The organism is Pseudomonas sp. UBT (assembly GCF_050915955.1).
Taxonomy (GTDB): Bacteria; Pseudomonadota; Gammaproteobacteria; order Pseudomonadales; family Pseudomonadaceae; genus Aquipseudomonas; species Aquipseudomonas antarctica_A.
Window position 1 is genome coordinate 1,137,515 of record NZ_CP168079.1, and the last position, 26,968, is coordinate 1,164,482.

General features: G+C 60.7%; 24 protein-coding genes. 16 read left to right on the forward strand and 8 right to left on the reverse strand.

What is annotated here, in order from left to right; translation table 11 throughout:
* Window positions 1-14: 14 nt before the first annotated feature.
* Both ACDZ94_RS05365 and ACDZ94_RS05370 read right to left on the reverse strand, forming a co-directional pair.
* A complete protein-coding gene (locus ACDZ94_RS05365) occupies window positions 15-764 on the reverse strand; it encodes a methyltransferase (protein ID WP_221293808.1) in 750 nt (249 codons plus the stop codon).
* Window positions 757-1,065: a MazG-like family protein gene (locus ACDZ94_RS05370; protein WP_064450495.1), complete on the reverse strand. Its 309-nt coding sequence runs from the start codon at window positions 1,063-1,065 to the stop codon at window positions 757-759. The genes ACDZ94_RS05365 and ACDZ94_RS05370 overlap by 8 nt, the downstream gene beginning before the upstream one ends.
* 163 nt (window positions 1,066-1,228) lie before the next feature.
* Here ACDZ94_RS05370 and ACDZ94_RS05375 point away from each other — a divergent pair, with 163 nt between their 5' ends.
* From ACDZ94_RS05375 to ACDZ94_RS05385, 3 genes are all read left to right on the forward strand, one after another.
* Window positions 1,229-1,519, forward strand: coding sequence for a hypothetical protein (locus ACDZ94_RS05375; RefSeq protein WP_053254143.1), 291 nt, complete (start codon window positions 1,229-1,231; stop codon window positions 1,517-1,519).
* 3 nt (window positions 1,520-1,522) lie between these two features.
* On the forward strand, window positions 1,523-2,878 hold the full coding sequence (locus ACDZ94_RS05380) for an MATE family efflux transporter (RefSeq protein ID WP_064450494.1): 1,356 nt from the start codon (window positions 1,523-1,525) through the stop codon (window positions 2,876-2,878).
* Between the two features lie 105 nt (window positions 2,879-2,983).
* Window positions 2,984-3,415, forward strand: a complete 432-nt coding sequence (locus ACDZ94_RS05385; RefSeq protein ID WP_432751172.1) for a hypothetical protein — start codon at window positions 2,984-2,986, stop codon at window positions 3,413-3,415.
* An 8-nt stretch (window positions 3,416-3,423) separates the two neighbouring features.
* On the opposite strand, the gene ACDZ94_RS05390 is transcribed toward ACDZ94_RS05385, so the two are convergent.
* From ACDZ94_RS05390 to ACDZ94_RS05410, 5 genes are all read right to left on the reverse strand, one after another.
* On the reverse strand, window positions 3,424-4,287 hold the full coding sequence (locus tag ACDZ94_RS05390; RefSeq protein WP_064450492.1) for an alpha/beta hydrolase: 864 nt from the start codon (window positions 4,285-4,287) through the stop codon (window positions 3,424-3,426).
* 156 nt (window positions 4,288-4,443) lie between these two features.
* Window positions 4,444-6,357: an arginine decarboxylase gene (gene speA / locus ACDZ94_RS05395; protein WP_064450491.1), complete on the reverse strand. Its 1,914-nt coding sequence runs from the start codon at window positions 6,355-6,357 to the stop codon at window positions 4,444-4,446.
* Window positions 6,358-6,569: 212 nt separating this feature from the next.
* Entirely contained in the window at window positions 6,570-6,941 is a 372-nt protein-coding gene (locus ACDZ94_RS05400; protein ID WP_064450490.1) for a translation initiation factor Sui1, read from the reverse strand.
* Window positions 6,942-7,134: 193 nt separating this feature from the next.
* Window positions 7,135-7,671 carry an NUDIX hydrolase gene (locus ACDZ94_RS05405; RefSeq protein WP_064450489.1) on the reverse strand — a complete coding sequence of 179 codons (537 nt, stop codon included), beginning with the start codon at window positions 7,669-7,671 and terminating at the stop codon, window positions 7,135-7,137.
* Window positions 7,672-7,673: 2 nt separating this feature from the next.
* On the reverse strand, window positions 7,674-8,651 hold the full coding sequence (locus tag ACDZ94_RS05410) for a DUF2333 family protein (RefSeq protein ID WP_407015981.1): 978 nt from the start codon (window positions 8,649-8,651) through the stop codon (window positions 7,674-7,676).
* Window positions 8,652-9,055: 404 nt separating this feature from the next.
* Here ACDZ94_RS05410 and ACDZ94_RS05415 point away from each other — a divergent pair, with 404 nt between their 5' ends.
* The 13 genes from ACDZ94_RS05415 (at window position 9,056) to ACDZ94_RS05475 (ending at window position 26,135) form a co-directional block, all read left to right on the forward strand.
* A complete protein-coding gene (locus tag ACDZ94_RS05415) occupies window positions 9,056-10,726 on the forward strand; it encodes a response regulator (protein ID WP_064450487.1) in 1,671 nt (556 codons plus the stop codon).
* Window positions 10,727-10,779: 53 nt separating this feature from the next.
* Window positions 10,780-12,741 carry a methyl-accepting chemotaxis protein gene (locus ACDZ94_RS05420; protein WP_262666913.1) on the forward strand — a complete coding sequence of 654 codons (1,962 nt, stop codon included), beginning with the start codon at window positions 10,780-10,782 and terminating at the stop codon, window positions 12,739-12,741.
* Window positions 12,742-13,038: 297 nt separating this feature from the next.
* Complete coding sequence (gene aroQ, locus ACDZ94_RS05425; RefSeq protein WP_016972516.1) at window positions 13,039-13,494, forward strand: type II 3-dehydroquinate dehydratase; 456 nt, start codon at window positions 13,039-13,041, stop codon at window positions 13,492-13,494.
* Window positions 13,495-13,518: 24 nt separating this feature from the next.
* A complete protein-coding gene (accB, locus tag ACDZ94_RS05430) occupies window positions 13,519-13,977 on the forward strand; it encodes an acetyl-CoA carboxylase biotin carboxyl carrier protein (protein WP_064450485.1) in 459 nt (152 codons plus the stop codon).
* A gap of 17 nt (window positions 13,978-13,994) precedes the next feature.
* Window positions 13,995-15,356: an acetyl-CoA carboxylase biotin carboxylase subunit gene (gene accC, locus ACDZ94_RS05435; RefSeq protein ID WP_017136745.1), complete on the forward strand. Its 1,362-nt coding sequence runs from the start codon at window positions 13,995-13,997 to the stop codon at window positions 15,354-15,356.
* Window positions 15,357-15,636: 280 nt separating this feature from the next.
* Window positions 15,637-16,515, forward strand: a complete 879-nt coding sequence (gene prmA, locus ACDZ94_RS05440) for a 50S ribosomal protein L11 methyltransferase (RefSeq protein ID WP_221293804.1) — start codon at window positions 15,637-15,639, stop codon at window positions 16,513-16,515.
* A 30-nt stretch (window positions 16,516-16,545) separates the two neighbouring features.
* Window positions 16,546-17,811 (forward strand): DUF3426 domain-containing protein, encoded by a 1,266-nt coding sequence (locus ACDZ94_RS05445; RefSeq protein ID WP_432751173.1) that lies wholly within the window; start codon window positions 16,546-16,548, stop codon window positions 17,809-17,811.
* Window positions 17,812-17,996: 185 nt separating this feature from the next.
* On the forward strand, window positions 17,997-19,010 hold the full coding sequence (dusB, locus tag ACDZ94_RS05450; RefSeq protein WP_064450482.1) for a tRNA dihydrouridine synthase DusB: 1,014 nt from the start codon (window positions 17,997-17,999) through the stop codon (window positions 19,008-19,010).
* Complete coding sequence (fis, locus tag ACDZ94_RS05455) at window positions 19,007-19,327, forward strand: DNA-binding transcriptional regulator Fis (RefSeq protein ID WP_002555375.1); 321 nt, start codon at window positions 19,007-19,009, stop codon at window positions 19,325-19,327. Before dusB ends, fis begins: the two co-directional genes overlap by 4 nt.
* Before the next feature lie 81 nt (window positions 19,328-19,408).
* The gene (gene purH / locus ACDZ94_RS05460) at window positions 19,409-21,016 is read left to right on the forward strand and encodes a bifunctional phosphoribosylaminoimidazolecarboxamide formyltransferase/IMP cyclohydrolase (protein ID WP_128591460.1); all 1,608 of its coding nucleotides are present in this window, start codon (window positions 19,409-19,411) and stop codon (window positions 21,014-21,016) included.
* A gap of 177 nt (window positions 21,017-21,193) precedes the next feature.
* Complete coding sequence (gene purD, locus ACDZ94_RS05465; protein WP_432751174.1) at window positions 21,194-22,486, forward strand: phosphoribosylamine--glycine ligase; 1,293 nt, start codon at window positions 21,194-21,196, stop codon at window positions 22,484-22,486.
* Between the two features lie 115 nt (window positions 22,487-22,601).
* Window positions 22,602-25,373, forward strand: a complete 2,772-nt coding sequence (locus ACDZ94_RS05470) for a hybrid sensor histidine kinase/response regulator (RefSeq protein WP_262666910.1) — start codon at window positions 22,602-22,604, stop codon at window positions 25,371-25,373.
* A 165-nt stretch (window positions 25,374-25,538) separates the two neighbouring features.
* Window positions 25,539-26,135 (forward strand): MarC family protein, encoded by a 597-nt coding sequence (locus tag ACDZ94_RS05475; RefSeq protein WP_003217330.1) that lies wholly within the window; start codon window positions 25,539-25,541, stop codon window positions 26,133-26,135.
* Here the strand turns inward: ACDZ94_RS05475 and ACDZ94_RS05480 are convergent.
* Complete coding sequence (locus ACDZ94_RS05480; protein ID WP_064450478.1) at window positions 26,132-26,911, reverse strand: hypothetical protein; 780 nt, start codon at window positions 26,909-26,911, stop codon at window positions 26,132-26,134. The genes ACDZ94_RS05475 and ACDZ94_RS05480 overlap by 4 nt on opposite strands.
* Window positions 26,912-26,968: the final 57 nt, after the last annotated feature.

Genomic DNA, 26,968 nt, shown 5'->3' on the forward strand with positions numbered 1-26,968 from the left:
GCAGACTGGGCCGCTTAAACCGGACGGCATATCCAGTGTAAATAACGCCCAAGCCCGGCAAAGCTTGGGTGACGACGGTGAGCGAGTTCCATCTCCAACAAATCCTGTAAATCGGCGCGGGCCTGGAATTCCACCGGCATATAGTCGTGGAACACCCGCACGCCACTTTGGCTTTCGACCTGCCATAGCCCTTCGAGTTGCGCCGCCAATTCCCGTGGGTCGAGGGGTTGTTGCGGCGTAAGGCTCTGCTTTTCGCCGGCCATGTCGTTCTTGCGCATTTTGCGGAAGTGGCCTTTGAGCAGGTTGCGGTAAATCAGCGCATCACGGTTGTAGAACGCCAGCGACAACCAGCCGCCGGGCACCGTGAGTTGGTGCAGCACCGGCAGTATCGCATGGGGTTCGGCCAACCATTCCAGCACCGCATGGCACAGCACCAGGTCGTAAGGTTCGGTGAGTTGGCCGAGCAGGTCCTGCCAGGGCGCGTGAATAAACGTCGCCGTCTGCCCCGCATCCGCAAAACGCTGGCGCGCGCCTTCGAGCATCGGCTCGGCGGGCTCGGCCAGTGTGACCTGATGGCCGCGTTCGGCCAGCCACAACGACATATGCCCCAGGCCGGCGCCGATATCCAGCACGCGTAACGGGCGGTCCGGCAACGCTTCGGTCAGGTCGGCCTGGAGCACCGCCAGGCGAATCGCCCCTTTGGCGCCCCCGTAGATTTTCTCGGCGAAGCGCGTGGCCAACTGGTCGAAATGACGATCACTCATGGGCAAACCGCCGTTCGCTGTCGGCCAGTTTGGCGCGTACCACTTCATTCATATCCAGGCCCAGCTCACTGCACAGCAACAGCAGGTACAGCACGATATCGCCGACTTCCTGCCCGGCATGGGCGAGCTTGTCTGCGGGCAATTGGCGCGATTGGTCTTCGGTCAGCCACTGGAAGATTTCCACCAGCTCGGACATTTCCACGCTGGCGGCCATGGCCAGGTTTTTCGGGCTGTGGAACGGCTTCCACTGATTGTCATCGCGGATACGGTGCAGGCGTTCGGTGAGGTGTTCGAGGTTCATGCGGGGGCTCCTGAAGGTGTATAGCTTCGGGCGGATGATTGGCGAAGGCAAGTGAATCCCTGCACGCCGTAAACCTCTATGCTAGAAGGGAACTCGCGTGCGCCGATAACGACCAAAGGCTCAGGTCCGGCAGCTACGCCCACCTATTCATCAGGACACACACATGCAAACAGACTTTTTCGGCTGGCTGGGTCTCAAAATCGGCCAGATCATCCACTTTATCGTCGAGCTGTTCAGCGGGCTGTTCAACACGCTGTCCCATGCCGGCGGCGATTTTGTCGACGGGCTATCCAAATCCCTGGGCATGGACACGTCGATCATCAGCATCATCACCCTGATCATCGGGCTGTTACTGCTGTACTCGGCAGTGCGCGCGTTTATGCGGGCATCGATCATTGCGGGCATTATCTGGTTGATGCTGGGCCTTTGGCTGCTCAGTTGGGTTGTGCACTGATACTTGAAAACACTCACGTTACTCACCGACTGGCGCGACCGCCCCACCCATCGCCGTGTCTGGGCCCTGGCCGCGCCGATGATTTTGTCGAACATCTCGGTGCCACTGGTAGCGCTGGTCGACAGCATGGTCATCGGCCACTTGCCACACGCCCACCAACTGGGGGCCGTGGCCGTTGGGGCCAGCCTCTATACCTTCCTCGCCTGGGCCATGGGTTTTCTGCGCATGGGCTCCACCGGGTTTGCCGCGCAAGCCGCCGGGCGTGGCGATGGTGCAGCGTTGCGGCAGGTCCTGCTGCAAGGTCTGTTGCTGGCGCTGGGCCTGGCGATGCTCTTGGGCACGGTGGGCATCCCGCTGAGCCAGTTGGCGCTGGAATGGATGCAGCCCTCCCCCGAGCTGAATCAACTGACCCGCGATTTTTTCCACACTCGCTTGTTCGGCCTGCCTGCCGCGCTGGCCAGCTATGCCTTGGTCGGCTGGTTCCTCGGCACCCAGAACGCCCGTGCACCGCTGGCGATTCTGCTGACCACCAACCTGGTCAATATCGCCCTGAACCTGTGGTTCGTTCTTGGCCTGGATTGGGGTGTGGTCGGTTCCGCGCGCGCCTCCGTCATTGCCGAATGGACCGGCGCCCTGCTTGGCCTGGCGCTCACGCAAAAAGCCCTGCGCGCCTACCCCGGGCATATCGCCTGGGCCGCACTCAAGCGGTGGCAAAGCTGGCGCCCGCTGCTGGCGGTGAACCGCGACATCTTCATCCGCAGCCTGGCCCTGCAATCGGTATTCTTCATGATCACGGTGCAAGGCGCCCGCCTGGGCGATGCCACCGTGGCGGCCAATGCGCTGCTGCTCAATGGCCTGTTGCTGACCGCCCATGCCCTGGACGGTTTGGCCCACGCAGTCGAGGCCCTGTGCGGGCACGCCATCGGCGCCCACGACCGGCAGGCGTTACGCCGTTCATTGGTGGTCGCCTGCGGTTGGTCATTGATCGCCAGTGTGGGCTTCGCGCTGCTGTTCACCTTTGGCGGCCACCTGTTTATCGCCATGCAAACCAACATCCCCAGCGTGCGCGAAACCGCCGATATCTACTTGCCTTATCTGGCGGTGCTGCCGCTGATTGCCGTGTGGAGTTACTTGCTGGACGGCCTGTTTATCGGCGCCACCCGCGCACGGGAAATGCGCAACGGTATGCTGCTGACAGTGGTGATTTTGCTACCGTTCGCGTGGGTATTGCAGGGCTACGGCAACCACGGCTTGTGGATAAGCTTTCTGCTGTTCATGGCCTTGCGCAGCCTCACGCTGTGGGCGATCGCTTGGCGATTGAACAAAAGAAACGCGTGGCTCGGCGAGCCGACCTGTTAGTTCTCACAGGTTACAAAACCCCGCTACCGACGTTGAATGAAGGTTGGGCCTGCAAAGCGATACGTTTCTGGCCTCAACCTTCTTTCAACTCAGGGACGGACAAACATGGGCAGCAATATCGTATTTATCCTCGGCGCGTTGCTAGTGGTCGGTTTAATCGTGGCCGCCACAATGCGTGCGGCCAAGGCGAAAAAATCGCCGCCACCCAGCGACGTCGTCGCTGAACCTGCCATTCAAACCCCACCGATCACCCCGGGCACCGGCGAGTGGGCAATCAAACCGGGAAGCGACACACCTGCAACTCTGCCGGAGCTGCCTGTCTCAACCGCAGTGGAGGTCTGGAACCAGACGGGTTTCCAGGTATTCGTGACGCAGCAGGGCATTAGAGCGACCCTGTCGCCCCAGGGTCGCACGCTAATGAATAATGGCGTTGCGCTGACAATCACGCCCGCATCACCGGATGACACGCTGCGCTCCGTCGCGCTGGAGGAAGCCAGTACCGAGACCTCAACCGTGTACAGCCTCATCGTCCGGTAGCGCCAGCCTCACTGGCCCGGAGTGGACTGGATAAACGCCGTGACCCGATCAAGCACCGGCGCCAGCCAGCGCAAGGGCTTGGCAATGGACGCCACCAGCGTCGCATGGTTGGTCTTGGTGAAGTAAAACTCCTCGACCGGCACCCCCGCGTCGCGCAACTTTTTCGCCAGCCCGCCCGTGTTGCGCGTGGGGTTGACCAGCGTGTCGCTCGCAGAGGCAATCAACAGGCTCGGCGGCGCGCCATGGCTGACGTGGTTGATCGGCTGGGAATCAGGTGGGGAATTCGGGAAGAAGAACACCGGGCGCACATCGCGGTTATCAATCGGCAGGAAGTCATAGGGCCCGGCCAGGCCGATCCAACCCTTGAGCATCGAGGGCGACAATCCCACGGCTTTCAACCAGCGCCCATCCAGTGCCAGCATCGAGGCGTTGTAGGCACCGGAGCTGTGGCCCATCAGGTAGAACTGCGTGGGGTCGGCGCCGTATTCGGCGATGTGTTGACGTGTCCAGGCCACCGCTTGGGCGCCGTCTTGAAGAAAGGTGGGGTAACGCACTTGGGGGTAGAGCCGATAGTCGGCGATCACGACAACGATGCCGCGTGAGGCCAGTGCCTCGCCGACGAAACCGTAATCGTCCTTGGAGCCGCTGTTCCAGCTGCCGCCGTAAAAAAACACCACGACGGGCGCATTGGGTGCGGCCGCGACAGGACGGTAGATATCGAGTTTTTGGCGCGGATCAGTGCCGTAGGCGATGGATGCGGTTTTGGTGAAGGTGTTGGAGGGCGTCAGTGCGTTGAGCACTTTGATCGGGGAGCATGCCGCGAGGAATGCGGCGACTGCCAGGGTGAACGCTTGCAAGAGTTTGCTCGACATCGTTCAGACCTCACAAAGAAGGTACAACCAAACGAAGATACAAATGTGGGAGTGGGTTTGCTCGCGAAAGCGGTGAATCAGTTAACACATGTGTGACTGATGTACCGCTTTCGCGAGCAAGCCCGCTCCCACATTTTAGATCTCTGCCAGCCGATATTACGAGGACAGGTACGAAGAGCGGGTCAAACCGAGACGCAACGCATCCAGGAACTGCGTGCGCTCACTGGCACTGATCTTCGCGCTCGCGCACTTGTCGCGGTAATGCGTCATCAACTCCTCCGGCGACAAGTGCACATAGCGCAGCATGTCTTCGATGGTGTCGTGGGTCTCGATACCGGCGCTGTACACCGAACCGTCTTCGCGCTGGTAGATGTTCACCGAATCGGTATCACCGAACAGGTTGTGCATGTCACCGAGGATTTCCTGGTAAGCGCCCACCAGGAAGATGCCCAGCAAGTAGTCTTCACCTTCATTCAAGGCGTGCACCGGCAGGCTGGTCTCGATGCTCTGCTCGTCGACGTATTGCTTGATCTTGCCGTCGGAGTCGCAGGTCAGGTCTTGCAGCACGGCGCGGCGCAGCGGCTCCTCGTCGAGGCGGTGCAGCGGCAGAATCGGCAGGACCTGGCCGATGGCCCAGGTGTCCGGCAAGCTCTGGAATACCGAGAAGTTGCAGATGTACTTGTCGGCCAGCTTGTCATTGAGTTCGTCCAGCACTTGGCGGTGCGAGCGCTGACGGGCTTTCAACGAGTTGTGCAGGCGACGGCACACGGCAAAGTAGCACTGCTCGGCGAGGGCTTTTTCCGCGAGGGTCAGTTTGCCGTCGGCGTACTGGGTGGCCACGTCGCTCATGTAGTGAGTGGCGCGCCAGTAGGTTTCGGTGACCATCTCGATGTCGGTCGGGCCCAGCAGGTCCACCAGCCATTGCACGGTTTCCGGCAGGCTTTCCTTGTTTTCGATTTCCGGCACGTCGTCGTTGTGTTTTTCGACGTCAGTGACTTGCACCACCAGCATGGCGTGGTGGGCGGTCAGGGAGCGACCGCTTTCGGAGAAAATGTTCGGGTGCGGCAGGCTCTGCGCGTCGCAGAATTCCTTGAGCATGCCCACGACCACACCGGCGTAGTCGTCCATGTCGTAGTTGATCGAGCTGGCGTTACGCGAGTGGGTACCGTCGTAGTCCACGCCCAGGCCGCCGCCGACGTCGATGTGGTCCACCGGCAGGCCGAGGTTACGCAGTTCGCCGTAATAACGAATGGCTTCCTTGAACCCGTGCTGGTAGTCGGCCAGGTTGGCAATCTGCGAGCCCATGTGGAAGTGCAGCAGGCGAATGCCTTGATCGAGGCCAGCCGCGCGGAAGCGCTCGACCACCGACAGCAACTGCGCCGCCGACAAACCAAACTTGGACTTCTCGCCACCCGTGTCCGCCCATTTGCTCGACGCCAGCGACGACAAACGCACGCGCAAGCCAACCTGCGGCTTGACCTTGAGGTTGGCGGCTTCTTCGATCACCAGGCCAACTTCGGATTCTTTCTCGATCACGATGAAGACGTTATGGCCCAGCTTCTGGCCCATCAGCGCCAGGCGGATGAACTCACGGTCTTTGTAACCGTTGCAGACGATGGTGCCGCCCTTGGGTGCCAGGGCCAGCACGGCCAGCAGCTCAGGCTTGGAACCAGCTTCCAGGCCGATGGAAACGTCCTGGGTGGCGATGATGTTCTCGATCACCGCTTCCTGCTGGTTCACTTTGATCGGGTACAGCGCGGTGTACTTGCTCTGGTATTCCAGGCGTTCGATGTTGGAATCGAAAGCGCCGGTCAGTTGGCGTACACGGTCTTGCAGGATATCGGGAAAACGCACCAGCAGCGGCAAGGACAAACCGCTTTTGCGCAGCTCGTCGACTTGCTCGTACAGATCGACGGGCGTGCTGTTCGGGCCGTTCGGACGGACTTCAACGCGACCGGCATCATTGATCGCGAAATACCCGGCCCCCCAATGGCGAATCCCGTAAACACTGCGGCTGTCCGCAACTGTCCATTGGCTGCCATCGTCTTTGCGTGTGCGTCGTACGGACATCGAAGTCCCCTATATAAAGTCGAAGATCACCGCGCCCTTCTGTAAGGCTGGCGAAGTCTAAAGAATGAAAATGACGATTTGCCTGTAAGCAAGGTAGACCCCACTCGCAGGGCAGAGTTTAGACACCGGTCAGGAACAGGCTCTGTGAAAACCATGGAGACGACAGTTCGCGTTCAGCAAACCGGCGATCGGGGTGGGTTTCACAGAGGCTGCTAGCCGCCGGATTTCTTCGCCTTGTAACCGAGCTTGATCAGCTCGGCCAACAGCAACTCGACGTGATCGCCCTGAATCTCGATGACGCCGTCTTTCAGGGCGCCACCCGTGCCACAGCGCTTTTTCAGCGTGGTGGCAAGTTCCTTCAGGGCCTCTTCGGCCAGGGGCACACCGGTGATGGTGGTCACCGTCTTGCCGCCACGGCCTTTGTTCTCGCGTCTAACGCGGGCAATGCCGTCGCCTTCAGGGATCAGGGTCTGTTTGCAGGTACACGAATCCACGGGCTGGCGACAGTCCGGGCAGTGTCGACCTGCGTCGGTGGAAAATACCAAGCCACCAAGGGCGGCGAAGGATGCGGCTTTTTTGGCCACCGGCAATCCTCTTGGGAGGACAAAGACAGATCGCTGCTCGATTCTCGTAAAAAGAACAGGGCATCGACCGCGAAGCCCCACTCAGGCAGGGGCAGCGCTACCGAACCGCAAAGGCGGTTTGGGTGAAAAGTCGCGCAGTGTAACGGCAAAAAGCCGACTTGCTAAGAGCCAAATAGCGCCAATTTATGCAACTTTAGCGACGCGAGGCCAGATAGCGCCGCAAGCCCTCTTGAGCGTCCGGGCAGTAAGGCTTTTGTTCAGCTTCCTGCAGAACCATTTCAAGGGGTAAAAACCGTGCTTCCATGACTTCTTCGGGCTGCAGGCGTAAAGGGCCATCCCAGACCGCCGAATAGGATTTGCACCAGAGCCGGCTGGCGCCATCCTCGAAGTAGAAATGGTCATGTTCGACCAATTCCACGCCGCCAACCCCGAGCTCTTCTTCCAACTCACGGGCCGCCGAATCGGCGTAACACTCGCCTGCCGCGACCATTCCGCCCGCGGCCGTGTCCCAAAAACCGGGGTACAGGGCTTTGCTCAAGGTACGGCGATGCACACACAGTTCGCCGGCCGAATTGAACAGGAAGATAAAAGTGCAACGGCCGATCAGGCCGCGCTCACGAAGGTCAGACCTGACGAGATGGCCGAGCAGGTTGTCCTGTTCGTCGACCCAACAAATCAGTTCAGCATCAGAGGCCGCGCGGTGCGCGGCCTCATTTTGAGTAGCGTCCATCATCACCCTTGGTTGAGGAGCTGACGCAAGTCGATCACTGCAGCGTTTGCCCGGGAAATATAGTTGGCCATGACCAGCGAGTGGTTGGCGAGAATGCCAAAGCCACTGCCGTTGAGAATCATAGGGCTCCAAACCGGCTCCTGCGAGGCCTCCAGCTCACGAATGATCTGACGCACGCTGACGGTGGCATTTTTCTTGGCCAGCACGTCGGCAAAATCGACTTCAATGGCGCGCAGCAAGTGAGACAAAGCCCACGCCTGGCCACGGGCCTCGTAGAACACGTTGTCGATTTGCATCCATGGGGTTTCCACCACTTCTTCATCGACCTGTGGCACTTCACCCGGCGCCAGGGCTTCGGTTTTCAGTGCCGTGTTCAGCTTGACCCGACCGACACTGGCCGACAGGCGTTGCGACAACGAACCCAAACGAGTGGCGACATCGCCCAGCCAGTTGTTCAGGTTGTCGGCACGCGCATAGAACAGCGCGCCCCTCTGGTTAGGGTCGGACAGACGCGCTTCGTAGCGGCTCAGGGAATTGATGCCTTCCTGGTACTCCGACTCGCTCGATGGCAACACCCAGCTCTTATTGTCAAAGTTAAAGCGTGGCTCGGCCTTGGCCAAATCGGCGTCTTCAGCCGATTGCGACTGGGAACGGGCGAAGTCTTTACGCAGGGCACGGGTCAAGTCACGCACCTGTACCAGCACGCCGTATTCCCAGCTGGGCATGTTGTCCATCCACAGGCCGGGCGGGAAACGGTCGTTGGAAATATAGCCACCGGGCTTGTTCAGCAACGTGCCGACCACAGTCTTGAGGGTTTCGACGGTGGTGTAGCCAATTACCATCTGCTTGCCTTCCTTCTCGGCGGCAAGCTGGGCGTTTTGCTGGACCGGAAACAGCGCCGGCTCTTCGCTCCAGTACCAACCCAGGCCACCGGTGACCAACAGGTACAAGGCCAGCACGCTGAGCAACGCTTTGCTCATCAGCAGGTTGCGAAAGTAGCCGCGGTGGGTCGGCTTTGGCTCAGGGGCGGGGCCTTTGGCACTGCCTGCACGGTTTTTCCAGTCCAGCATGGCGATATCCTTTCAATCACTTGAGTTCATGCACGTCAATTGTCCGGGTGCGGTCAAACACTCCGACCACAACCCTACCCCATCGTGCCCATCGGTGCGGGCCTTTTAACCAAAGTGGCGCACGGGGCAGGTTCGACTATAAAGATCTTCAACCATAACGCATGCAGGCTTTTTACGCAGCGCGACCATAAGGTCAAAAACTGAATCGCACAGACTTGTACTTAATTGACGTATGACACTCAAATAGAAGAAAAGAGGTGATAGCATAGAGCCATCAGTCGACCTCAGCATGCACCCTAACTAGTAGTCAGGATATGACCGAGTCAGAAGACCCCAGCCGTGAGCGTCTCAAGCAGCACTTTGCCCAGCGGGTAATTCATCAGGCACGTCAAATTCTTGAGATCTGGCAACGCCTGCAGCGAAGTGAATGGTCAAACGCAGATTTGTCCGAACTCAGCGAAGCGAACCTGCGCCTGCTGCGTTTTGCCGAACGCTTCGAACAGCCGGAACACGGCCAGCTCGCGCGGCACATTGGCGAGTCCCTCAAGGTCGTGGACGAGAATCGCGGCCGCCTCAGCAGCCAGGTGATCACCGAACTCAACCGCCTGATGCAGCGCCTGTCCCGCACCGGCCTGCGTCAGGGCGACCAGCTGGAGCAAACGTTCCTGCCGCCGATGCGCAAGCCGATCTACGTCATGCTGGCTGATCACGACCGCGCCGAGCGCCTGGCCAAGCAACTGGAATTCTTCGGCATGAGCGCCCAGTCCCTGGACAGCGTGGCGGCATTCCGTGCGTCCCTGGCCGAGCGCCTGCCTTCGGCGATTGTGATGGATGTGGATTTCTGCGGTGCCGGCCTGGGCCTCAAGCTCGCGGCCGAAGCCCAGGAAGGTCTGGAGCAAAAGCTGCCGCTGTTGTTCTTCAGCCTGCACGAAACCGACACCCCGACGCGCCTGGCCGCCGTGCGCGCGGGCGGCCAGGAATTCCTCACCGGCACGCTGGAAGCCTCCAGCCTGCTGGAAAAGATCGAAGTGCTGACCTGCGTCGCGCAGTACGAGCCTTATAAAGTGCTGATCATCGACGACTCACGCGCCCAGGCGTTGCACACCGAGCGCCTGCTCAACAGCGCCGGCATCGTTACGCGCACCCTGATCGAGCCGATCCAGGCCATGGCCGAGCTGGCGGACTTCCAACCGGACCTGATCATCCTCGACATGTACATGCCCGCTTGTACCGGTACCGAACTGGCCAAGGTGATTCGCCACAACGACCGTTATGTCAGCGTGCCAATCATCTACCTGTCGGCCGAAGACGACCTGGACAAGCAGTTGGACGCCATGAGCGAAGGCGGCGATGACTTCCTCACCAAGCCGATCAAGCCGCGCCACCTGATCACCACCGTACGCAACCGCGCCGCCCGCGCGCGCAACCTCAAGGCGCGGATGGTGCGTGACAGCCTGACCGGGCTGTACAACCATACCCACATCCTGCAATTGCTCGAAGACTGCAGCTTTCGCGCACGCCGCGAGAACAAGCCGCTGAGCTTTGCCATGCTCGATATTGACCATTTCAAACGGGTCAATGACAGCCACGGCCACCCCATGGGCGACCGCGTCATCAAAAGCCTGGCGCTGTTTCTCAAGCAACGCCTGCGCAAGACCGACTACATCGGCCGCTACGGCGGTGAAGAATTCGCCATCGTGATGCCCGACACCGACCTGGAATCGGCCTGCAAGGTGCTGGATGAAATCCGTGGGCGCTTTGCCGAAATTCACTACCCCGCCCAACCCCAGGACTTGTGGTGTACCTTCAGCGCCGGGCTGGTGGAGCTGTGCGACGACTCCGACAGCCTGATGATGGCCGCTCAGGCAGACGAGGCGCTGTACCGCGCCAAGGGCGCGGGACGTAACCGTGTACAAGCCGCACGCACGTCAAAGCAAAGTGCCACCTTTTCACCGGAATTCACTGAATCCGTCATAACCCTGTAATGAAAACGCAATAACTTCAGGCACTTATCTTTTGCTGTCGGTTGAAACCACGCATGCGCCTGAAGCTGCTGACCAATCTGAATACCCTTCTTCTAGTGGCCGTGTGCCTGGCACTTGGGGCGACGCTGTGGTGGTCGCAACGCGCACTGGAACGACCTTACTGGCTGATGGAGCGCTACCTGGGCTTGTCGCAAACCTTCCAGAACCAGGCAGCACGCAATATCGACGACTACCTGGCCAGTGGCGACGCCTTGCGTTTGAGTGGCGCCAGCCAGAGCCTGGAAAACCTCTTGCAGCACCTGGATGAATTGCCCGCCGAGCTGGCGCAAACCCTGCGTCCCAGCCTCGCGGATCTGGATGCCTTCAGCAAAACTGACCTGCTCGCCGCCGGCAAACTGGCCGGCGACCCGCAAGCATTGCTGCTGCAAGCCGAGCGAGAATTGAGCGCGAACCTGGAGCAACTCAGCCAGTACGCCATGGGCGTCAACTCGCCCGAGGCAGCCCGTTACTTGCCGCCACTGCTGGCCGCTTCCCAGCACTTGGGCAAGCTGTCCCTGGCACGCGACAAGCTGGTGAGCAGCGGGCGCGCGGAATTGGCCGATGACGTAGAACGCGAAGTCGCCAGTATCCGCACCCAGGCCGACCTGTTGGCGCAGCTACCGTTGCTAGGCGTAAAGGCCAGCGCGGAATCCAGTTCCGATGACTTTTCAGCCATGATGGGCCTTGAAAACAGCGAAAAAGCCGACGTTCAGGACACGGGGGTCGACCTCAAGCGCGAGCTCAACAGCCTGCTGACCCGCTACCCCGCCGAACTCAAGCGCACCCGTGACCAAATCCAGCAGCGCACCGCACTGGCTGCCGGCACCCACCTGAAAATCGCCGCGGTACAACAATCCATCGCCGGCCTGGAACCCGTGGTGCGCGCGCAACACGCCAGGATCCAGGGTGAGGTACGCCTGATGCAAGGGGTGATGATCGGCCTGATCCTGCTGATCGCGCTGCTGATCGACACCCTGCAACGGCGCCTGGCGCGGGTGCTGACCAACCTGGCACCGGCCCTGTCCACCTGGGCCGAAGGCGACTTCAGCCAGCCGATTGCCCTGGGCAAGACCAACCGCGAATTGCACGACATCGAAGCCTCCCTTAACCGCCTGCGCGCCTACCTGGTGGACCTGGTGGGCACTATTCGCGGCAATGCCGAGGAAGTGGCCGGCAGCAGCCGCGCCCTCGCCGAGCTGAGCAGTGGCCTGCATGACGGTGCCGAGCGCCAGGCCGGTGATACCGCGCAGATCCGTGATTCCCTGGGCGAACTGGAAGCCACCATCCAGCAAGTGGCCGGGGATGCCAGCCAGGCAGCCGGCGCCAGTCGCAGCGCGGGTCAAGCCGTGGAACAGGGCCAGCGCGTGATCGGCCTGAGCCTGACCGGTTTGCATGCGCTGGTCGGTGAAGTGCAGCAAAACGCGCAGATGATCGAAAAACTCGCCGAAGAATCCGCCACCATCGGCGGCGTACTGACCGTGATTCGCTCGATTGCCGACCAGACCAACCTGCTCGCGCTCAACGCGGCCATCGAGGCAGCGCGGGCCGGTGAAGCCGGGCGCGGGTTTGCCGTGGTCGCTGATGAAGTGCGCTCACTGGCCCAACGCACCGCCGGCGCCACCGCCGAGATCCAGGTCCTGATTGCTGGCCTGCAATCTGCAGCCCACCAATCGGTGCAAGGTATGCGCGCCCAGGTCGAACACGCCGAAGCCACTGCGCAGCAAGCCCAGGCAGCCGACGGCGCCTTGGATGAAATCGTCGGGGCAATCCAGACGATTTCCGACACGGCAGTGCGCATCGCCGATGTGACCGCTCAGCAGAGTGGTGCCGTCAGTGAAATTCGCGATAACAGCGAACGAATCCATCAGTTGGGTGAGGATAATCTGCTGCGTATTGGCCAGGGCCGTCGCCAGGGCGACCACCTGCTGGTGCTGGGTGGGCAGCTCAATACGGCTGTGCAGGCTTTCCGCGTTTAATCCGATCTATTGCCATGCAGAGATCACAATGTGGGAGCGGGCTTGCTCGCGAATGCGGTGGGTCAGTCAATTCATTTCTTACTGATCCACCGCTTTCGCGAGCAAGCCCGCTCCCACATTGGATCTCCTGAGACTTCAGGACCGTGCTACCAATGACCGGAATCCGGGCCACAGTCACAAATTTCGCGCAATCCTCGCTAATCGTGCTGCCTACTGCATAGAACTGGACAGTCACAAACGCTTTGCGGCATAGTCGCCGAGTTCTGCCGTACCCACATCAATAACAAGGAACAGCCGATGGCGACCTTACTGGTTCTTCACGGACCCAATCTGAACCTGCTCGGCACCCGCGAACCGGGCGTCTACGGGGCAGTCACCCTCGATCAGATCAACCTTGATCTGGAGCGACGGGCACGTGAAGCCGGCCACCATTTGCTGTACCTGCAAAGCAATGCCGAGTACGAATTGATTGATCGCATCCATGCCGCGCGCGGCGAAGGCGTGGACTTTATCCTGATCAATCCCGCCGCTTTTACGCATACAAGCGTTGCATTACGTGACGCGCTGCTGGCGGTGAGCATCCCATTTATCGAAGTGCACTTGTCGAACGTGCACAAACGCGAAGCTTTCCGCCATCACTCTTACTTCTCCGACGTAGCGGTAGGAGTGATCTGCGGCCTTGGCGCCAGCGGTTATCGACTGGCCCTGGAGGCCGCCCTGGAACACATTGAACAACCGGCCAAGCGCCCCTGACCGACCCTTGGGAGTTGATGATTCATGGATATCCGTAAAGTTAAGAAACTGATCGAACTGCTGGAAGAGTCCGGTATCGACGAGCTGGAAATCAAGGAAGGCGAAGAATCCGTACGGATCAGCCGTCACAGCAAGACCCCGGCCCAACAGTTCTACGCGCCACAGATGCAAGCTCCAGCGCCTGCTGCCGCTCCGGCCGCCGCACCTGCTGCCGCTGCTCCAGCCGCACCTGCTGCGCCTGTGTTGAACGGCTTCGTGGTCAAGTCGCCAATGGTCGGTACGTTCTACCGCACCCCGGCACCGACCTCGCCAGCCTTCGTTGAAGTCGGCGCAACGGTGAAAGTGGGCGACACCATCTGCATCGTTGAAGCGATGAAGATGATGAACCACATCACCGCTGAGAAAGCCGGCGTCATCGAATCCATTCTGGTAGAAAACGGTCAGCCGGTTGAGTACGACCAGCCGCTGTTCACCATCGTTTGAACCGCGGAGCGCCTTCGATGTTGAAACCTGCGAAGAAACTGCAAAAAGTCCTGATCGCCAACCGCGGCGAGATCGCGCTGCGTATCCTGCGCGCCTGTAAGGAAGAGGGCATCAAGACCGTCGCTGTTTACTCGACGGCCGATACTGAATTGATGCACGTGAAACTGGCGGACGAAAGCATTTGCATCGGCCCGCCACTGGCCACGAACTCGTACCTGAAAGTCTCGAACATCATCGCGGCCGCTGAAGTGACCGGCGCTGATGGCATCCACCCAGGCTACGGCTTCCTCGCGGAAAACGCCGACTTCGCCGAGCAGGTGGAGAAATCCGGGTTTGCCTTCATCGGTCCGAAAGCCGAAACCATTCGCCTGATGGGCGACAAGGTATCGGCCAAAGACGCCATGATCGCTGCCGGCGTGCCAACCGTTCCAGGTTCCGACGGCCCGCTGCCTGAAGACGAGGCAACCGCCCTGCGCATTGGTCGCGAAGTCGGTTACCCGGTGATCATCAAGGCCGCCGGTGGCGGTGGTGGTCGCGGCATGCGCGTCGTGCACAAGGAAGAAGACCTGATCGAAGCCGCCAAGCAGACCCGCTCCGAAGCGGCTGCGTGGTTCGGCAACCCGATGGTCTACCTGGAAAAGTACCTGACCAACCCACGTCACGTGGAAGTGCAGGTGCTGTCCGACGGCCAGGGCCACGCCATCCACCTGGGCGACCGCGATTGCTCGCTGCAACGCCGTCACCAGAAGGTACTGGAAGAAGCGCCGGCACCGGGCCTGGACGAAACGGCTCGCCAGGAAGTCCTGGCTCGCTGCGTCAAGGCGTGCATCGACATCAACTACCGTGGCGCCGGTACCTTTGAGTTCCTCTACGAAAACGGTCGTTTCTACTTCATCGAGATGAACACTCGTGTGCAGGTAGAGCACCCGGTTTCGGAGATGGTCACCGGTATCGACATCGTCAAGGAGATGCTGAGCATCGCCGCCGGTAACGTGCTGTCCTTCACCCAGGACGACGTGAAGATCCACGGCCACTCCCTGGAGTGCCGGATCAACGCCGAAGACCCGAAAACCTTTATCCCAAGCCCTGGCCTGGTCAAGCATTTCCATGCGCCCGGCGGCAACGGCGTACGTGTGGATTCGCACCTGTACAGTGGCTACAAGGTTCCGTCCAACTACGACTCGCTGATCGGCAAGCTGATCACCTGGGGCGCGACTCGCGACGAGGCCATGGCCCGTATGCGTAATGCCCTGGACGAAATCGTGGTTGACGGCATCAAAACCAACATCCCGCTGCATCGGGATCTGGTTCGTGATGAAGGCTTCTGCGAAGGTGGTGTGAACATTCACTACCTGGAACACAAGCTGGCTAACCAGTAAGTGCTCCACCCAACAAAGCCGCCTTCGGGCGGCTTTGTTGTTTGTGGAACACCGTTTTTTTCTGGATAGACACATTACCCCTGTGGGAGCGGGCTTGCTCGCGAAGGCGGTGGGTCAGCGGGAACATAAGGCGACTGACCCGACGCCTTCGCGAGCAAGCCCGCTCCCACATTTGGACCGAGTGCGGTCAGTGGTGTCGTCTTCTGCCCGCCGCTCGCGTAAACTTGCGCGCTTTCGCGACCCAGCCGTCGCACACTCATTTTTTTCAAAGGTGCCCGCCATGCCTTGGCTGCAAGTCCGTCTCGCCATCAGCCCAGAACAAGCCGAAACCTACGAAGACGCTTTCCTCGAAGTGGGCGCTGTCTCGGTCACCTTTATGGACGCCGAAGACCAACCGATCTTCGAACCCGAACTCAACACCACGCCACTCTGGTCCCACACCCATTTGCTGGCCCTGTTCGAAGACGGCACCGATGCCGCCGCCGTGCTGGCCCATATGGAACTGCTCACCGGCGGCCCGCTGCCAGAGCATCACAGTGAAGTCATTGAAGACCAGGACTGGGAACGCAGTTGGATGGACAACTTCCAGCCCATGCGTTTCGGCCAGCGCCTGTGGATCGTACCCAGCTGGCACGCTGCCCCTGAACCGGAGGCAGTCAACCTGCTGTTGGACCCGGGCCTGGCGTTCGGCACCGGCACTCACCCCACCACCGCGCTGTGCCTGGAATGGCTCGACGGCCAGGACCTGACTGACTGCAACGTGCTGGATTTCGGCTGTGGCTCGGGGATCCTGGCGATTGCCGCGCTGCTGCTGGGCGCCAAGGAAGCTGTCGGCACCGACATCGACGTGCAAGCCCTGGAAGCCTCCCGCGACAACGCCGGGCGCAACCATATTCCTGAAGGCAAATTCCCACTGTACCTGCCGGAGCAATTGCCCCAGGTACAGGCCGATGTGCTGGTGGCGAATATCCTCGCCGGGCCGCTGGTGTCCCTGGCGCCGCAGTTGTCGAGCCTGGTCAAGCCAGGTGGGCGTTTGGCGCTGTCGGGCATTCTCGCCGAGCAAGGCGAAGACGTGGCGGCAGCCTATGCTCAGGACTTTGAGCTGGACCCGATCGCTAACCGTGACGGCTGGGTACGCATCAGTGGTCGTCGGCGCTAGAATGGGCGCCTGCCTGAATCGGATGGCCGCATGACTGACAGTTTCGTCACCCAGTGCCCGCATTGCCAAGCCCGCTTTCGCGTCAGCCACGCTCAATTAAGCGTGGCCCGTGGCGTGGTTCGCTGCGGCTCGTGCCTGCAAGTGTTCAACGCCGCTCGCCAGTTGCTGGAGCAGCGTGCCGGTGCACCTGCGCCGCAAGTTACACAGCCAGCTCCCGCCGAGCCAGTCGCAGGACAGGCTCCCGAGGCAGCCCCCCAGACACCGCGAGCCATCAGCCAGAAGCAGTGGACCGCCGAAGAGCTGGACCTGGACAACCTTGACCTGGACGAAGAACTGGCCAAGCTGGAGCGCCGCGAGATTCAGCACACCCTGCCGCCAGGCGCGGAGCGTCGCCAAGCAGGTGCCGACCGTCGGCAAAAGGAAGATGCCCTCAGCGCCAGCCGTGACACCGTCAAGGCCGAGGAAGAAAAGTGGGCCGCCAGCCTATTCAGCGAACCGCCCGAGGAACGCGTCCAAGCCCCCGAAGACGAACCCGAACCGGTCAAGGCACCTGCGACCAAGCAGCGCACCGAGCCATCCATGTCGTTTCATAGTGACGACATTGACGATGAACCCTCGCGGCACTCAACGATTGACGATGACGATATCGACCCGCCGTTCACGCCGCTGACCGCTGCCGCGGACGAGCCTGAACCCGAAGAACGCCCACAACCGCGTCGCCAACGCCCACGCCCGGAAGCCAGCGTTCACGACGATGTACTCCAGGACCTGGAAGACGACCCGCTGCATCTTTATGCGCAGAAACGTCCGTCAGGCTGGGGCCGTCGTCTCATCTGGACACTCCTGGTATTGCTGGCTGCCGCTGGCCTGGCGGGCCAGTACGTCGCCTACCAATTCGGCGACCTTGCCCGCCAGGACGCTTACCGCCCCTGGTTCCAGCAACTTTGCCCAACACTGGGCTGCACCGTGCCATCACGGGTCGATATCGCGCACATCAAGAGCAGTAACCTGGTGGTGCGCAGCAACCCGGAGTTTGCCGGGGCGCTGGTGGTGGACGCCATCATCTATAACCGTGCGACGTTCTCCCAGCCTTTCCCGCTGCTGGAGCTGCGTTTTGCCGACTTGAACGGCAGCCTGATTGCCAGTCGTCGCTTCAAACCCGGCGAATACCTGAGTGGTGAACTGGCCGGTGTGAGCGAGATGCCTTCACAGACCCCGATCCATATCTCCCTGGACATCCTCGACCCGGGCAATAAAGCCGTGAATTACAGCCTGAGTTTCCACTCGCCCGAGTGAGCCGGTTCACGCTCCGAGGTTTGACGGCAAATTATTGACTGCCCCGCCACCTACCAAACCGGTGGCGATAAAGAAATAACTGTTCAGATTTTATCCAATTCAGCCTTTATCCAGTCATCGAGAGCGGGTATCATGCCAACCCTTTTTCGAACTCTAATGATCCGGCCCCACAACAGGGAAGTCCTATGTCGGCGGTACGCATCGGCCCATACACATTGCCAAACGGTTTGATTCTCGCCCCGATGGCGGGCGTCACCGACCAGCCCTTTCGTCAGCTGTGCAAGCGTTTGGGCGCGGGTCTAGTAGTCTCTGAAATGGTCACCAGCGACATGAGCCTGTGGAACACCCGCAAATCGCGGATGCGCATGATCCACGAAGGTGATCCCGAGCCCCGCTCGGTACAGATCGCCGGTGGTGATGCACAAATGCTGGCGGATGCAGCACGGGCCAACGTTGAGTTGGGCGCACAGATCATCGATATCAACATGGGCTGCCCGGCCAAGAAGGTCTGCAACAAGGCCGCCGGTTCCGCGCTGTTGAAAGATGAGCAATTGGTCGCCGAGATCCTGCAGGCCGTTGTCGCCGCAGTGGATGTGCCGGTCACCCTGAAGATTCGTACCGGTTGGGACCGGGACAACAAGAACGGCCTGACGGTGGCGAAGATTGCCGAACAGGCAGGCATTACAGCGTTGGCGGTGCACGGCCGCACCCGCGCCGACCTTTACACCGGTGAAGCCGAGTACGACACCATTGCCGCGATCAAGCAGGCGGTGTCGATGCCGGTGTTTGCCAATGGCGATATCGACTCAGCCGAGAAAGCCCGGCGCGTGCTGCACGCAACCGGTGCCGATGGCTTGTTGATTGGCCGGGCCGCCCAGGGGCGGCCATGGATTTTTCGTGAGATCGAGCATTTTCTGCGTACCGGCGAAGTGTTGCCGGCACCGGAGCTGATCGAGGTGGAACGTATTCTGCTAGAGCATCTGGCCGCCCTGCACGCCTTCTATGGAGACGTGATGGGAGTACGCATTGCTCGCAAGCATGTCGGCTGGTATCTCGCAACCTTGCCGGGCGCCAGGGAGTTTCGCGCCCACTTCAATCGTTTGGATGATACGGAAGCACAGTGCGCCAACGTTCGTGAGTTTTTCAGCGAACGTTACAAGAGCCTGGGGACAGGGGACGGAGAGGGGGTGGCCGCATGACGATGATGACCGAGACTTTAGTGAGTGGAACAACACCCGTGAGCGACAACGTCAATTTGAAACAGCACCTGAACACGCCGAGCGAAGAAGGCCAGACCCTTCGCGGGAGTGTCGAGAAGGCGTTGCACAATTATTTCGCCCACCTTGAGGGCGCTTCCGTCACGGACGTGTACAACCTGGTGCTCTCCGAAGTCGAAGCGCCCTTGCTTGAAAGCGTGATGAACTACGTCAAGGGCAACCAGACCAAAGCCAGTGAGCTGCTGGGCCTCAATCGTGGCACCTTGCGCAAAAAGCTCAAGCAGTACGATTTGCTGTAAGCATTCAATCAAACCAGAAAGGCGCCCGCGTAAAAACGGACGCCTTTTTTGCTGACTCCTTTGCTTTTGATGGAAATTGAAATGACCGACCAGACTACCCGCCTGCCGATCCGCCGTGCCTTGATCAGCGTCTCCGACAAGACCGGGATCCTCGAATTTGCCCGGGAGCTGGAAGCCCTGGGCGTGGAAATCCTCTCCACGGGCGGGACCTTCAAACTGCTGCAGGACAACGGCGTGGCCGCAGTAGAAGTCGCGGACTACACCGGTTTCGCAGAAATGATGGACGGTCGAGTCAAGACCCTGCACCCGAAAATCCACGGCGGGATCCTCGGTCGTCGCGGTATCGACGACGCCATCATGACCGAACACGGCATCAAGCCGATCGACCTGGTGGCCGTTAACCTTTACCCGTTCGAAGCCACCATCAACAAGCCAGGCTGCGACCTGCCGACCGCCATCGAAAACATCGATATCGGCGGCCCGACCATGGTTCGCTCCGCGGCCAAGAACCACAAAGACGTGGCCATCGTGGTTAACGCCAGCGACTACGCCAACGTGCTCGAAAGCCTGAAAGCCGGCGGCCTGACCTACGCCCAGCGTTTCGACCTGATGCTCAAGGCGTTCGAACACACTGCCGCCTACGATGGCATGATCGCCAACTACATGGGCACCGTGAACCAGGCCGCCGAGACCCTCAGCACAGAAGGCCGCAGCCAGTTCCCGCGCACCTTCAACAGCCAGTTCATCAAGGCCCAGGAAATGCGCTACGGCGAGAACCCGCACCAGAGCGCGGCGTTCTACGTGGAAGCCAAACCGGCCGAAGTCGGCATCGCCACCGCGACCCAACTGCAAGGCAAAGAGCTGTCCTACAACAACGTGGCCGACACCGACGCCGCGCTGGAATGTGTGAAGAGCTTCGTCAAGCCGGCCTGCGTGATCGTCAAGCACGCCAACCCGTGTGGCGTGGCCGTGAGCCCGGACGCTGAAGGCGGTATCCGCCAGGCGTACGAACTGGCCTACGCCACCGACACCGAATCCGCCTTCGGCGGCATCATCGCCTTCAACCGCGAGCTGGATGCAGAAACCGCCAAAGCCATCGTCGAGCGTCAGTTCGTCGAAGTGATCATCGCCCCTTCCGTAAGTGAAGAAGCCCGCGCCATTGTGGCCGCCAAAGCCAACGTGCGCCTGCTGGCCTGTGGCGAGTGGTCGGCTGACCGCGCTGCTGCCTGGGACTACAAGCGCGTCAACGGCGGCTTGCTGGTACAGAGCCGCGACATCGGCATGATCGGCAGCGAAGACCTCAAAGTCGTCACCCAACGCGCCCCGACCGAGCAAGAGATCCACGACCTGATCTTCGCCTGGAAAGTCGCCAAGTACGTTAAGTCCAACGCCATCGTCTACGCCAAGAACCGCCAGACCATCGGTGTCGGCGCCGGCCAGATGAGCCGTGTGAACTCGGCACGTATCGCCGCGATCAAGGCTGAGCACGCGGGTTTGCAAGTCGCCGGTTCGGTGATGGCTTCCGACGCGTTCTTCCCGTTCCGCGACGGCCTGGACAATGCTGCGAAAGCCGGTGTTACCGCCGTGATCCAACCGGGCGGTTCGATGCGTGATGCAGAAGTGATTGCCGCAGCCGACGAAGCCGGTATCGCCATGGTGTTCACCGGTATGCGCCACTTCCGTCACTGATCCACTGGCGTGGAGCGGCAAAATTCAAGCTGCAAGCAACAAGTAAAAGCAGGTCTTTGCAACTTTTGATATTGCTTGCAGTTTCTAAAATTCATAGCCGCATGCTGCACTTTAGAGCAACACAGAATGCTCTAACTTGCAGCTTACAGCTCGTAACTTCCTCCGAAGGAGTCTGACTTGAACGTCCTCATCATTGGCAGCGGTGGCCGTGAACACGCCCTGGCCTGGAAAGTTGCCCAGGACCCGCGGGTCCAGAAAGTTTTCGTCGCACCCGGCAACGCCGGCACCGCCATTGAAGCCAAGTGTGAAAACGTCGCCATCGACGTGCTGGCCCTTGAGCAGCTTGCTGATTTTGCCGAGAAAAACGTTTCCCTGACCATCGTCGGTCCGGAAGTGCCGTTGGTTGCCGGCGTCGTGGACCTGTTCCGCAGCCGTGGCCTGGATTGCTTCGGCCCTACCGCCGGCGCTGCACAGCTGGAAGGTTCCAAGGCGTTCACCAAGGATTTCCTGGCACGCCACAAGATCCCGACTGCCGACTACCAGAACTTCACCGAGGTCGAGCCGGCCCTGGCTTACCTGCGTGAAAAAGGCGCACCGATCGTGATCAAGGCCGACGGCCTGGCCGCCGGTAAAGGCGTGATCGTTGCGATGACCCTGCAGGAAGCCGAAGACGCCGTGCGCGACATGCTCGCCGGTAACGCTTTCGGTGAAGCCGGTTCCCGCGTCGTCATCGAAGAGTTCCTCGACGGCGAAGAGGCCAGCTTTATCGTAATGGTCGACGGCAAAAACGTTCTGCCGATGGCCACCAGCCAGGACCACAAACGCGTCGGCGACGGCGACACTGGCCCGAACACCGGCGGCATGGGTGCTTACTCCCCTGCCCCAGTGGTCACCGCCGAAGTACACAAGCGTGTGATGGACCTGGTGATCTGGCCGACCGTGCGCGGCATGGCCGACGAAGGCAACGTGTACACCGGCTTCCTGTACGCCGGCCTGATGATCGACAAAGCCGGTAACCCGAAAGTCATCGAGTTCAACTGCCGCTTCGGCGACCCGGAAACCCAACCGGTGATGCTGCGCTTGCAGTCGAGCCTGGTGCTGCTGGTGGAAGCGGCCCTGGCCCAGGCGCTGGACAAGGTTGAAGCACAGTGGGACCCACGTCCGAGCGTCGGCATTGTGCTGGCGGCCGGTGGTTACCCTGCCGACTACGCCAAAGGCGATGTGATTGAAGGCCTGGACGCAGCTGCTACGCTGGAAGGCAAGGTGTTCCATGCCGGCACCGCGCTCAAGGATGGCAACGTTGTAACCGCAGGTGGCCGTGTGTTGTGCGCCACCGCAATGGGTGCCAGTGTCGACGCCGCGCAACAACAGGCGTACAAACTGGCCGCGAAAATCGACTGGAAAGGTTGCTTCTACCGCACAGACATCGGCTATCGCGCCATTGCCCGTGAACGTGGCGAGAACAGCTGAACAGCTACACTTGAGTAGCTATCCGTTCGGTTAGGCAAGGGCCTCTGGCCCTTGCCCTACACATGTCGCCCCGCGCATAGTTAACCCGTGCATCAACCTACGAAGGGATTTCGCCGTGCGCTGGCTCAGGATCGCCATAGGTTTCACAGTCAGTTTGCTGACCCTGCTCTGCTTGTTCCCGGCCCAGGCCGCCGCGCAAGGCAGTGGTTGGGCAGTATTGCTTGATGAACAGGCCGACCTGCAGTTGAGCGACATTCGCTCCGCCCGCTACACCAATCAATTCAGCCCCATCGAACTGGACCGGATTACCGCCGCGGAGCCGGACGGTGCGTTGTGGGTACGCTTCAAGCTGCAACCCGGCAAACACGAGCAAGTGCTGCGGGTATTCGCCCCGGACCTGTCCCACCTGAGCCTCTATGTACTGGACGGCGACACCCTGGTGGAACAGCAAAGCACCGGCACTCGCCAACCCCAGGCGGAACGCCCGCTGCCCAGCAGCGATTTCATGCTGCCGATGCCCCAGAGCCAGAAGCCTCTGGAGGTGTATCTGCGCCTGGTCTCGGAACACGAGCTGCGCCCCTATATCACCCTGGAACCGGCCGTACTCGCAGCCGCCGATCAGACCCAGACACTGATCTACGGCCTGCTGTTCGGCTGCCTGCTGATGCTGATCCTGCACAACCTCACACGCTTCGCTTACCACCGCTCACGCAGCAGCCTATGGCTGGCGGCCTGCGAGCTGCTGTTGATGCTGAGCCTGGCATTGTTGCTCAACCTGGTGGGGCCGTGGCTGCCGAACTGGCACGCGATCCAGACCCCGGGCGCCTACCTGGCCCTGCTGCTGACCGCCCCCTGCGGGTTGATGTTTGCCTACCGATTCTTCATGCCTTTGGGCCCGCACCCGCTGAACAAGCTGTTGATGGCCGACATCCTGCTGATCGTGCTGTGCGGCCTGCTGCTGTTGTTCGTCAACACCTTGCCGCTGAACATCATCACCTACGCCCTGGTGGCCCTGGCCGGGCTGAGCATGTTGTTTGTCTCGGCCTGTCACTGGCAGAAAGGCTACCGGCCGGCACGCTTGTTCGTGGTAGCGATGGTGGTGTTCAACATCGGTACGCTGATCATCCTCCCTGCCCTGCTCGGCCTGACGCTGGTGGCGCCGCAAGGTTTAATCGTCACGTTGCTCGGGTTTATCTGCCTCAGCGGCCTGCTGATGAGCCTGGCCCTGGGCGAACGCCAGCGCGCGATTGTCGAGGCCCGCTTCAGCCTCAGCCGTGATCTGGCGGCCAGCAATGCCGAAATCGCCGCCAAGGCCGAGTTCCTGGCGAAGATCAGCCACGAAATCCGCACGCCCATGAACGGTGTGCTGGGCATGACCGAGTTGCTGCTGGGCACGCCGCTGTCGGTGAAACAGCGTGACTACGTGCAAACCATCCACAGCGCCGGTAATGAACTGCTGACGCTGATCAACGAGATCCTCGACATCTCCAAGCTGGAGTCCGGGCAGATCGAGCTGGACGACGTGCAATTCGACCTCAACGCCCTGATCGATGACTGCTTGAGTATCTTCCGCGCCAAGGCCGAGCAGCAGAACGTCGAACTGATCAGCTTCATCCAGCCCCAAGTGCCACGAGTGATCAGCGGCGACCCGACGCGCCTGCGCCAGGCACTGTTAAGCCTGCTGGAAAACGCTCTGCAAAAAACCGATGAAGGTGAAGTGCTGATCGTCGTCGCCCTCGACGAACGCAGCACCAAGCCGCGCCTGCGCATTGCCGTGCAGGACAGCGGCCTGCCGATGGAGGCCGCCGAGCGCGACGCGTTGCTGCACAGCGAACTGCACAGCAAGAACTTCCTCTCGGCCACGCGCTTGAGCGGCCACCTGGGCCTGGTGATCGCGCGTCAACTGATCCTGTTGATGAACGGCGAGTTCGGCATCAAGAGTGGCAGCCACCAAGGCAGCACCCTGTGGCTGACCCTGCCATTGGACCCGGAACGCCTGGAGCATCCGACGTCCGACCTCGACGGCCCGCTCAAAGGCGCGCGGGTGTTGGTGGTGGACGACAACGACACCTGCCGCAAGGTGCTGGTGCAGCAATGCACGGCCTGGGGCCTGAACGTCAGCGCCGTGCCGTCCGGCAAAGAGGCCCTGGCGCTGCTGCGCACCAAAGCTCACCTGCGCGATTACTTCGACGTGGTGCTGCTGGACCAGAACATGCCCGGCATGACCGGCATGCAACTGGCGGCAAAGATCAAGGAAGACCCGAGCCTTAACCACGACATCCTGCTGATCATGCTCACCGGCATCAGCAACGCACCGAGCAAGATCATCGCGCGCAACTGCGGCATCAAGCGCATCCTCGCCAAACCGGTGGCCGGCTACACGCTCAAGACCACCCTGGCCGACGAACTGACCCAGCGCAGTAAAGGCGCCGTGCAGCCGCGCCCCGCCCTCAGCGCACCGACAGCCGTGACCGTGCCCAGCGACTTTCGCATCCTGGTGGCTGAAGACAACAGCATCTCCACCAAAGTGATTCGCGGCATGCTGGGCAAGCTCAACCTCAACCCGGACACCGCCAGCAACGGCGAAGAAGCGCTGGAGGCGATGAAAGCCCAGCGTTACGACCTGGTGTTGATGGACTGCGAAATGCCGATCCTCGATGGCTTCTCCGCCACTCAGCAACTGCGGGCGTGGGAAGTCAGCCACCAACGCATTCGCACACCGGTGGTGGCACTCACCGCACACATCCTCTCGGAACATAAAGAGCGCGCGCGCCAGGCCGGGATGGATGGGCATATGGCCAAGCCAGTGGAGTTGTCGCAGTTGCGCGAGCTGGTTGAGTTCTGGGTGGCGCAGCGTCAACAGCGCCCTGAGCACGCACCTTCCTGACCTGAAACACAAACCAAATGTGGGAGCGGGCTTGCTCGCGAATGCAGTGTGTCAGTCAATGCATCTTTAACTGATCCAGCGCATTCGCGAGCAAGCCCGCTCCCACCTATGATCTGCGCCGCCTGATAGACTCTCCCCACTTCCCCCGCCTGCGAGCCGCCCCCCATGCTCCATGTGTTATTCAGCGTTTACCTGAAGATGCTGGTGCTCTACAGCCCGTTCTTTGTGCTGTCCTGCTTTATCAGCCTGACCCGTGGTTATTCCAGCAAGGAACGCAGGCGCCTGGCCTGGAAAGTGGCGTTGGCGACGCTGGTGTCGAGCGTATTGCTCTACCTGTTTGGCCGGGTGATTTTCAGTGTGTTCGGCATCACCGTGGACGCCTTTCGCATCGGTGCCGGCAGCGTGCTGTTTATCTCGGCTCTGGGCATGGCCCAGGGCAAATCAGCGGTGCAGACCGACAATGTGCAGCAGGACGTGACCATCGTGCCGCTGACCATCCCCCTCACCGTTGGCCCCGGCACCATCGGTGCGCTGCTGGTGATGGGCGTCAGCCAGCCGCATTGGGATGACAAGATCACCGCCATCCTCAGCATCGCCCTGGCCAGCCTCACGGTGGGCGTGGTGCTGTATTTGTCCAACCGTATCGAACGCATTCTCGGCGACCAGGGCTTGCAGATTGTCAGCCGGTTGATGGGGTTGTTCGTGTGCGCGCTTGCCGCGCAGATCATCTTTACCGGGGTACGCGGCTACCTGGTGCCTTAAATCCGATACTGGGCGATTGCCGACTGCACCTTGTCTCCCGCGCTTTCGCGCATCAACTGGAGGGTCTTTTCGTTGACCACCGAGGTATTCAGCACCAGGCAGGTCTGCCCGCTGAAGGCCTCGAACGAGGCGCTGTCCCACTCCAGAAACGGCAAGCCGACCTGCTTGCTCACCCCGTGACTGCTGTAAGTCACTAACACCATCATCACTTCGCCATCGGTCTCGGCACAGGAGGCCAAGCCGAAATCACCGCCCTGATGCACCGTGCTGTTGCGCTTGAACAGCTCGAATGAAGCGGGCTGCTGCTTCATGGCCTCCAGTGCGTCGGCCGCCAGCTTCGGCAACGCCGCGAGCAGCGGCCCGGCCAGTGATGTCGACGCCAGCATGGCCGCGATGATATTAAGCGCCGCCAGTTGCACCGTCAGGCCCTTTCCCGAGCTTTTGACCCGCTCGAAGCGGCTGCGCACCGGCAGCCAGCCCAAGCTGATCATCACCTTGATAAATTCGTCGTACCACGCCTCCGTGCCGCGGTTTACTTTCAACACATCGCTGACATAACCACTGGCCAGCAAGTAGCTTTTGCGGATGTACTCGCGGTTCAGCGCAGACATACCCTCGATAAACGAGATCACACCATTGTTCACCACTGCCGCATTGCAATCATCCTCAGTGTCCAACGCCAAGGAGGGCGTGATTGCCGGTGCCCCTGGCAGCTTGTAGGCGGCAATCAACTTGCGCCTCTTCGCACTGATGATCCTTTTGTGATATCGCTCCATTTCCCGTTCTCCACAAGCACCCCACATGGGGCTTGCTCCCACACTAGTCGAGTGGCA

Excerpts from the sequence above, each read along its gene's own strand:
- dusB (WP_064450482.1), top strand. The coding sequence starts at position 17,997 with ATGTCGGCGGTACGCATCGGCCCATACACATTGCCAAACGGTTTGATT.
- fis (WP_002555375.1), top strand. The coding sequence starts at position 19,007 with ATGACGATGATGACCGAGACTTTAGTGAGTGGAACAACACCCGTGAGC.
- ACDZ94_RS05480 (WP_064450478.1), bottom strand. The coding sequence starts at position 26,911 with ATGGAGCGATATCACAAAAGGATCATCAGTGCGAAGAGGCGCAAGTTG.
- ACDZ94_RS05415 (WP_064450487.1), top strand. The coding sequence starts at position 9,056 with ATGACCGAGTCAGAAGACCCCAGCCGTGAGCGTCTCAAGCAGCACTTT.
- ACDZ94_RS05405 (WP_064450489.1), bottom strand. The coding sequence starts at position 7,671 with ATGGACGCTACTCAAAATGAGGCCGCGCACCGCGCGGCCTCTGATGCT.
- ACDZ94_RS05420 (WP_262666913.1), top strand. The coding sequence starts at position 10,780 with ATGCGCCTGAAGCTGCTGACCAATCTGAATACCCTTCTTCTAGTGGCC.
- ACDZ94_RS05410 (WP_407015981.1), bottom strand. The coding sequence starts at position 8,651 with ATGAGCAAAGCGTTGCTCAGCGTGCTGGCCTTGTACCTGTTGGTCACC.
- ACDZ94_RS05445 (WP_432751173.1), top strand. The coding sequence starts at position 16,546 with ATGACTGACAGTTTCGTCACCCAGTGCCCGCATTGCCAAGCCCGCTTT.
- accC (WP_017136745.1), top strand. The coding sequence starts at position 13,995 with ATGTTGAAACCTGCGAAGAAACTGCAAAAAGTCCTGATCGCCAACCGC.
- aroQ (WP_016972516.1), top strand. The coding sequence starts at position 13,039 with ATGGCGACCTTACTGGTTCTTCACGGACCCAATCTGAACCTGCTCGGC.
- purH (WP_128591460.1), top strand. The coding sequence starts at position 19,409 with ATGACCGACCAGACTACCCGCCTGCCGATCCGCCGTGCCTTGATCAGC.
- ACDZ94_RS05370 (WP_064450495.1), bottom strand. The coding sequence starts at position 1,065 with ATGAACCTCGAACACCTCACCGAACGCCTGCACCGTATCCGCGATGAC.
- ACDZ94_RS05365 (WP_221293808.1), bottom strand. The coding sequence starts at position 764 with ATGAGTGATCGTCATTTCGACCAGTTGGCCACGCGCTTCGCCGAGAAA.
- ACDZ94_RS05385 (WP_432751172.1), top strand. The coding sequence starts at position 2,984 with ATGGGCAGCAATATCGTATTTATCCTCGGCGCGTTGCTAGTGGTCGGT.
- ACDZ94_RS05375 (WP_053254143.1), top strand. The coding sequence starts at position 1,229 with ATGCAAACAGACTTTTTCGGCTGGCTGGGTCTCAAAATCGGCCAGATC.
- ACDZ94_RS05475 (WP_003217330.1), top strand. The coding sequence starts at position 25,539 with ATGCTCCATGTGTTATTCAGCGTTTACCTGAAGATGCTGGTGCTCTAC.
- prmA (WP_221293804.1), top strand. The coding sequence starts at position 15,637 with ATGCCTTGGCTGCAAGTCCGTCTCGCCATCAGCCCAGAACAAGCCGAA.
- ACDZ94_RS05390 (WP_064450492.1), bottom strand. The coding sequence starts at position 4,287 with ATGTCGAGCAAACTCTTGCAAGCGTTCACCCTGGCAGTCGCCGCATTC.
- accB (WP_064450485.1), top strand. The coding sequence starts at position 13,519 with ATGGATATCCGTAAAGTTAAGAAACTGATCGAACTGCTGGAAGAGTCC.
- speA (WP_064450491.1), bottom strand. The coding sequence starts at position 6,357 with ATGTCCGTACGACGCACACGCAAAGACGATGGCAGCCAATGGACAGTT.